This is a genomic window from bacterium (assembly GCA_021372615.1).
In the GTDB taxonomy this organism is placed as follows: Bacteria; Armatimonadota; Zipacnadia; order Zipacnadales; family UBA11051; genus JAJFUB01.
The window spans coordinates 63,852-70,821 of record JAJFUB010000150.1 but is presented as its reverse complement, the minus strand read 5'-3'; the positions used below and the strand labels follow the sequence as shown (position 1 = coordinate 70,821).

Here is a 6,970-nt window from a genome sequence, read left to right as displayed (position 1 = left end):
GCACCGGCTGGTACTGCGGCGTATCGGCCATGAGCATGGCTCCCGGAATGAGGATGGACAGCAGGCAGAGTGCGAGGCACCTGGTCATGGCAGCTTCACCGACCCTACGGATTGGCGCGAGGCCGTCGGCCTCGCGCCAATCTGTGGGGTTGGTGAGGCTGCCATGACCAGATGCTTCGCGCTTTGCCTGCTATCCCTCCTCATTCCGGGAGCCATGCTCATGGCCGACACACCGCAGTACCGGCCGGTGCCCGCCGAGATGTTCCATACCCGCGGTGGCCTGGGCAACGTCCTGGCCAAGCTGAAGGCCGGCGGCGAGGTCCGCATCGCCTACTTCGGCGGCAGCATCACGGCTGCCGGAGGCTGGCGCGTCAAGACGCTCAAGTGGTTCCAGGACGCCTACCCCCAGGCCAAGCTGGTGGAGATCAACGCCGCCATCGGTGGCACCGGCTCGGACCTGGGCGTCTTCCGCTGCCAGCAGGACGTGCTCAGCGGGAAGCCCGACCTCGTCTTCGTGGAGTTCTCCGTCAACGACGGCGGGGCCGAGCCCGAGGCCATCTGGCGCTCGATGGAGGGCATCGTCCGCCAGATCTGGCTCCAGGACCCGACGATCGACATCTGCTATGTCTACACCTTCCGGGTCGGGTACGAGAAGGACCTGGAGCAGGGGCTGTGCCCGCGTGCCGCCGGGGCCGATGAGATGCTGGCCGAGTACTACGGCATCCCCTCGATCAACATGGCCCTGCGGACCGTCCAACTGGAGAAGGAAGGCAAGCTGATCTACGTCTCGCCCAAGGACGAGAATGGCAAGCCGCTGCCGGGGCCCGACGGGCACATGATCTTCTCCGACGACGGCGTGCATCCGCTCGATGCCGCCCACCAGATGTACACGGATGTCATCACCGGCGCGATCAAGGAGATGGAGCCGCAGTCCAAGGCTGGCCCGCACGAGTTGAGGGCGCCCTTCGTCGCCGACAACTGGGAAGCGGCGCACCTGGTGCCGATCACGCCGGCGATGGTCACGAGCGGCTGGCAGAAGCTGGACGCCGCCGACCCGATGCGGCAGCGCTTCGCCCACTTTTTGCCCGAGCTGTGGCAGGCCACGCAGCCGGGCGAGAAGCTCCACTTCAAGTTCAAGGGCTCGACAGTGCGGCTGTACGACATCGTGGGGCCCGATGGCGGGCAGGCGGTCGTGACGCTGGACGGCAAGACGGGCAAGCCCATCCCGCGCTTCGACAGCTACTGCAGCTACCACCGCTTGCAGGTCATGGGCGTGGCCGCGGGCCTCAATCCCGATGCAGTGCACGAGGTCACCATCGAGCTGCATCCCGACCAGCCCGACCGCAGCAGCGTCACCAACCGCGAGAAGGACAAGCCGGGCTACAACCCCGAGAAGTACAACGGCACGGTACTGCGCGTCGGCAGCATCATGCTGATCGGGGAGTTGGTGGAGTAGGAGCGCGGGCTTTCCAGCCCGCGCCGTCCAGGGTCACCGACCGCGATCGAGTGAGGCCTACCATGCGCGCCCTTGTCCTCCCACTCATGTTCATGGCGACCGCTGCCTACGCCCTCGATGGCGTCACCTTCTACATGTCCTTCGACCGCTGGATGCTCCCGGATGTCGCGGCCGGGGGGCGGGCGCCGCTCCGCATCGTGGGCGCGCCGGCCCTGGCGCCGGGGAAGCTGGGCAAGGCGCTGTCGCTGGACGGCAACAGCTACCTGGAAATGCCCGCCGGCGCCAACGTCGGCCAGACGGGCGGCACGGTGGCATTATGGTTCAGGCCCGACAACTGGGGCGCCAGGACCTACGACAACATCTTCGGCTTCAGCGACAGCCCCGACAACGCGCTGCACTTCGAGCGCTCGCACCCCGGCGGGCAGTTCCGCCTCGTATTCGGGGGGCCGAACGTCAAGACCCAGCCGCGCGAGCGGTCGCTGTTCTCGAAGGAGCCGCTGCGCAACGGCGAATGGGTGCATCTCGCCGCCGCCTGGGACCTCCCGAAGCAACACGCGGAGATGTTCATCAACGGGCAGTCGGTGGCCTCATGGGACCAGCCGGGGCCGCTGCCGCTCAATCCCCCGTCGCTGCTCATCGGCTGCGGCTTCGGGCGTCTGGGTCGGGCCGTGCAGGGCCTCATGGACGAACTCGTCATACTCGACCACGCTGCAACTGCTGAGGAGGTCGCGAAGCTGATGGAAGGCCTGCAGGCCGGCGGCGGCCTGACGCAACTGAGCAATGACGCACTCAATGTCGTTGTGGACCAGGATCACGGTTACCTGACCGTCGGTAGCGGCGGCGACGCCGTGCCGCAGATGGTGCTGGGCCCCGCCAGTGTAGCGGCGCAGTTGGCGGCCCCTACCGGCGATGTCACCTTCACCCCGGAGCGCTTCACGCCGGCCGGGCCGGCGGCGGCCCCGGCCCCTCGTCTGGGCGCGGCCGAGCACCGCGTGTTCGAGGCCCGCGACGAGGCCACCGGGGCGGTGTTGCGGCTGCACGTGCAGGTCCAGCAAGCCCAGCCGCTGGCCCTGCTATGGCTGGAGGTCGCCAACCCGACCGCGCAGCCGGTGGTCGTCAAGCGCCTGGATGTGCTGCACACCGTGCATCCGGGGGCCGTGGTCTTCTCCGCCCCGGCAGACCGCCTGCGCCTCTTCCTCGACAACGGCAGCCTGTGCGGGTCGGGCAGCAAGGCCCTGGCGGGCAAGAGCCTGGACCATACGGCCCATGGCGCAATGGTCGTGGCCGACCCCGCAGGCAACTGGGCCGGCTCGTGCTCCTTCGTCACGTTCCAGACGGCTGGCGTCACCAGCCGCCTGACGACCGGCGCCGATGGCCTGCCGCAGCTGCTGGAGGCGAAGTGCGACTACCCCAACGGCGCCCGCGTGGCGCCGGGGCAGTCGCTGCGGTCGGAGGTCTTGGCGATCGCTTCACACGACGGAACGGCTGCGGGCGGGACGCCCGCGCTCCCAGTAACGGCAGGGCACGCCGCCCTCGCCTCCTGGGCCGACACCGTCATGGCCGTGAGCGACCTGCAGCCGCCGCGCTTCCGGCCCTCGGGGTGGAACTCGTGGTACTGCTACCGGCTGACCATCACTGAGGACCTCGTGCTGCAGAACGCCCGCGTCATCAAAGACAAGTTGCCGGGTCTGGGGCTGGAGAACATCCAGATTGACCACGGCTGGCAGTACAAGGACATCGTGGGCAACTGGGTGGTCAATGACCGCTTCCCGCACGGGCTGCCGTGGCTGGCGGACCAGCTCAAGCAGATGGGCTTCAGCCTGGGCCTGTGGACGGCGGCGACGCAGGTATCGGAATTCGCCCCGCTGTTCGCCGAGCACCCCGAGGCCATGCTGCAGACCGCCGACGGCAAGCCCCAGGTCTGCGGTGACAACTGGTTCTGGGAGCCGCACGGCAAGACCTACTCCCTCGACCCCACCCACCCGGTCGGCGAGGCGTTCTACCGCAAGCTGGGTGAGGCCATCCGCTCGTACGGCTGCGTGTACTGGAAGAATGACTTCCAGGCCAACCTGCTCCGCACCGACGCGGTCCAGCACGACCGCGAGACGACCACGGGGGTGCCGACCTACTTGAAGGCCGTTCGGGCCTACCGCGAGGGGACCGGCCCCACCGTGGCCCACATGGCCTGCAACGCTGCCCTCAACCCCATCGCCGGGCTGTGCGACGCCGCCTGGACGCACGCGGACATCGGCAATCCCGGCGGGCGGTGGGACTGGCTGCGGAGCTTCTGGCGCGACTTCAACTGCCGCGCCCACGTAACCGGCAAGTTCTACTGGTCCGACCCCGACTACCTGCAAGTCGGCCAGGGGACGCCCAGTGAGAACCGCGTGCGCATGGCCTTCGTCGTCTTCGGCGGCGGGCCGATGTTCCTGAGCGACCGGCTGCCCGAGCTGCCCGCCGACAAGCTGGAACTCATCAAGCAGTGCCTCCCCGCCGTTGGGCCGTCGGCGACCCCGCTGGACATGTTCACCTACGAGGCCTACCCGCAGGTCATGCACCTGCCGGTGCGGACGGCGTGGGGGAGTTGGCACCTGCTGGGGCTGTTCAACCTGGACGAGCGCCCGGACAAGGTGACGGTCAACCTGGGCGACCTGGGCCTGGAGCCGGGGCGGGAGTACGTGATCTTCGACTACTTCCGGCACAAGCTCGTGGGCCGCGTGCGGGGCCTTGACGGGGCCGAGGTGCTGCTACGCTACCCGCTGCCGGCGACGGAGGTGGCCGTCCTGCGGGTGACGCCGGTTGAGACCCACCCCTTCGTCATCGGCACCGACCTGCACCTGGCGCAGGGCGTGGTGGAGTTGCAGCAGGTGCGCTGGGATGAGCAGACGCTGACGCTGTCCGGTCAAGCCACCCGGCCGCCGGGCACCGCCGGCCATTTGTATGTCCATGTGCCGGCAGGCTATACAGCCTCTGGCGGGCTGCAGATGGGGCCAGACCGCGTGGTGGCGGTCCCGCTGCAGTTCGCGGCGCCCACCCTGTCGTGGCGGGTCAAGTTCGCCCGGGAGTGACGCCCCGGGATCGGCCAGGAGGCAAGATGCTGGGCCTGCTCCTGCTGTTCGTGGCCATGGGCTTGTTGGTGGTGGCGGCGGGCACGCTGCTGTCGTACGCTGCCGACGCCATCGCCGCGCACACCGGCATCGGACGGCTGACGATCGGCATCATCATGCTGGCCGCCGCGACAACGCTGCCCGAGATCATCGTGGACATCTCGGCGGTGCGCCTGCCCGCTCCGAACCTCGCGGTCGGCGACATCATGGGCAGTTGCACGATGAACATACTGATCCTGGCGGCCATGGATCTCCTGCACCACTGGCGCCGCCATGCCAGCATCATGCCCAGCTTCGGCCTGGGGCATGCGCGGATCGCCATCCTGGGCATCGTCCTGGCGGCCATCGCCGGCGCCTCGATCATCGCGCAGGAGCCGTTCTCCATCGGCGGCATCGGGCTGGGTGTGCTGGCCATCGCGGTGCTGTACCCGCTGGACATCTTCGTCGGGGTGCGCGCGGGCGGGCAGGGATCGGTGGACGTGGTGGAGGTCGTGCCGGGCCCGATCAAGTCCTTGCGCGCCGGCCTGATCTGCTTTGGCGTCGGCGCGGCCGTCATCGCCCTGGCCGGCCCGGTGCTGGCCCGGCTGGCGCATGACCTGGCCGCCCTCACCGGACTGGGGGACACCTTCTTCGGCTCGGTCTTCCTGGCCCTGGTCACCTCCTTGCCGGAGTTGGCGGCGAGCCTCGCAGCCCTGCGCCTGGGAGCGCTGGACCTCATCATCGGCAACATCCTGGGCAGCAACGCCTTCAACATGGCGGCCCTGCTGCTGTTCGATGTGGCCGACCGCGGCGGGCCGCTGTTGGCGCAGGTGGAAGCCCGCCACGCCCTCACCGCCTTCGTCACGATCGTGCTCACCGGCCTGGTGATGCAGATCATGATGGTGCGGCAGTTGCGGCGGACCTGGTTCATCGAGCCCGCCGGCACCGTCGTACTCATGGCCGCGCTCTTCGGAGTGCTGGTGATGTACCTGGCCCCCTGAGGGGCTGCTGCCACAAGCGCGCGGATCGCCGCGTGACGGAACGGAGACACCGATGAAGCTTCGCCCAGACTTGCTGGACGACCGCAGCCCCGCGGGGCTCGAAGTCGTGCAACTGACGACCGAGACGGACGTGCCCTCCTCGCACATCTACATGGAGGCGCAGATCTTCACCCCCGACTCCCGCCGCTTCATCCTGCACCGCTCGGCCCACGCCCACGGCAGCGACCAGCACGATCCGCAGCACCAGTATCTGCTATGCGACCTGGCCGATGGCTGCAGCCTCAGCCCCCTGACGAGCGAGGTCGGGGCGACCGGCCCTTCGATCTCGCCGGACGGGACACACCTGTACTACTTCGTCAACGAGACAGAGATCAACGGCGGACGGCTGACGCTCAAGCGGGTGCGGCTCGACGGCACGGAACGCGAGACGCTGATCGTCGTGGACTCGGTGCTGCCGGGCACGTCGTACCGGCCCAGCCGCATCTACCCGCTGTCCAGCATCTCCTCGGACGGGCAGCGCATGACCATCTCCTGCTTTCTGGGTGATGGGACCGAGGCGGGGGTCACGTGGGGGCTGATGGTGTTCGACCTTGCCGCCGCCACGGTGAACCTCATCATGGAGGGGCAGAGCTGGTGCAACATGCACCCGCAGTACAGCCGGTCGCTCGACCCCGAGCAGTCGCATGACATCCTGATCCAGGAGAATCACGACAACGAGGCCGACGCGCAGGGGCAGATCACGCGGCTGGTGGGCGGGCTGGGCGCGGACATCCATGTCATCCGCGACGACGGCACGAACTTCCGCAACATGCCGTGGGGGCGCGACGGCAACGAGTTCTGCCAGGGGCACCAGTGCTGGCGGGGGCGCAGCGATCGGGCCATCACCAGCACCGGGACGCGCCAGCCGCCCGAGGCGCAACTGATCCAGGGACGGGCCGTGCCGCATGCCGGCCATGTGGGCCTCAATTCACCCGGCGGCGTACGCAATGACCTCAGCCGGGACTTCGACAGCCCGCACTTCTACCACTTCGCCACCGACATCGCGGGCCGGCGGCTCATCACGGACTGCGGACCGCTGAACGAGCAAGCCACGCTCTGGACCGCGCGGTTCGGCGACTCCGAGACCGACGCGCTGACCAACTGGACCTACCTGCTCTGCGCCCGCTGCACCTGCGAGAAGAGCACCCACCTGCACCCGTTCCTGTCGCCGGACGGCACGGTCGGGTTCTTCAACTCCGACGAGTCGGGCCTGCTGCAGGCGTACATGGTGCGGGGGTTTGAGGGGTAGGGGCGGGAACCGGGAATCGGGAACGGCGTCCTCACCCCCGGCCCCTCTCCCTCGCTCCACTTCGTTCCGCTCCGGAGAGGGGGGGCCTGGGATGACCACGTTGTGGCTTCGCGGCTACGTGACATCTGAGTTCCTCTCT

Annotated in this window: 4 protein-coding genes; all 4 read left to right on the top strand. The window is 68.6% G+C overall.

What is annotated here, in order from left to right; all coding sequences use genetic code 11:
• Positions 1 to 163 precede the first annotated feature (163 nt).
• The 4 genes from LLH23_21815 to LLH23_21800 all read left to right on the top strand — a co-directional run bounded on the left by LLH23_21815 (position 164) and on the right by LLH23_21800 (position 6,831).
• A complete protein-coding gene (locus LLH23_21815; GenBank protein ID MCE5241109.1) occupies positions 164 to 1,456 on the top strand; it encodes an SGNH/GDSL hydrolase family protein in 1,293 nt (430 codons plus the stop codon).
• Positions 1,457 to 1,518: 62 nt separating this feature from the next.
• Entirely contained in the window at positions 1,519 to 4,524 is a 3,006-nt protein-coding gene (locus tag LLH23_21810; protein MCE5241108.1) for an alpha-galactosidase, read from the top strand.
• A gap of 26 nt (positions 4,525 to 4,550) precedes the next feature.
• A complete protein-coding gene (locus LLH23_21805) occupies positions 4,551 to 5,543 on the top strand; it encodes a hypothetical protein (GenBank protein MCE5241107.1) in 993 nt (330 codons plus the stop codon).
• A 52-nt stretch (positions 5,544 to 5,595) separates the two neighbouring features.
• Positions 5,596 to 6,831, top strand: coding sequence for a hypothetical protein (locus tag LLH23_21800; GenBank protein ID MCE5241106.1), 1,236 nt, complete (start codon positions 5,596 to 5,598; stop codon positions 6,829 to 6,831).
• Positions 6,832 to 6,970 lie beyond the last annotated feature (139 nt).

Coding starts and splice junctions, on each gene's coding strand:
- LLH23_21815 (MCE5241109.1), top strand. CDS start 164: ATGACCAGATGCTTCGCGCTTTGCCTGCTATCCCTCCTCATTCCGGGA.
- LLH23_21810 (MCE5241108.1), top strand. CDS start 1,519: ATGCGCGCCCTTGTCCTCCCACTCATGTTCATGGCGACCGCTGCCTAC.
- LLH23_21805 (MCE5241107.1), top strand. CDS start 4,551: ATGCTGGGCCTGCTCCTGCTGTTCGTGGCCATGGGCTTGTTGGTGGTG.
- LLH23_21800 (MCE5241106.1), top strand. CDS start 5,596: ATGAAGCTTCGCCCAGACTTGCTGGACGACCGCAGCCCCGCGGGGCTC.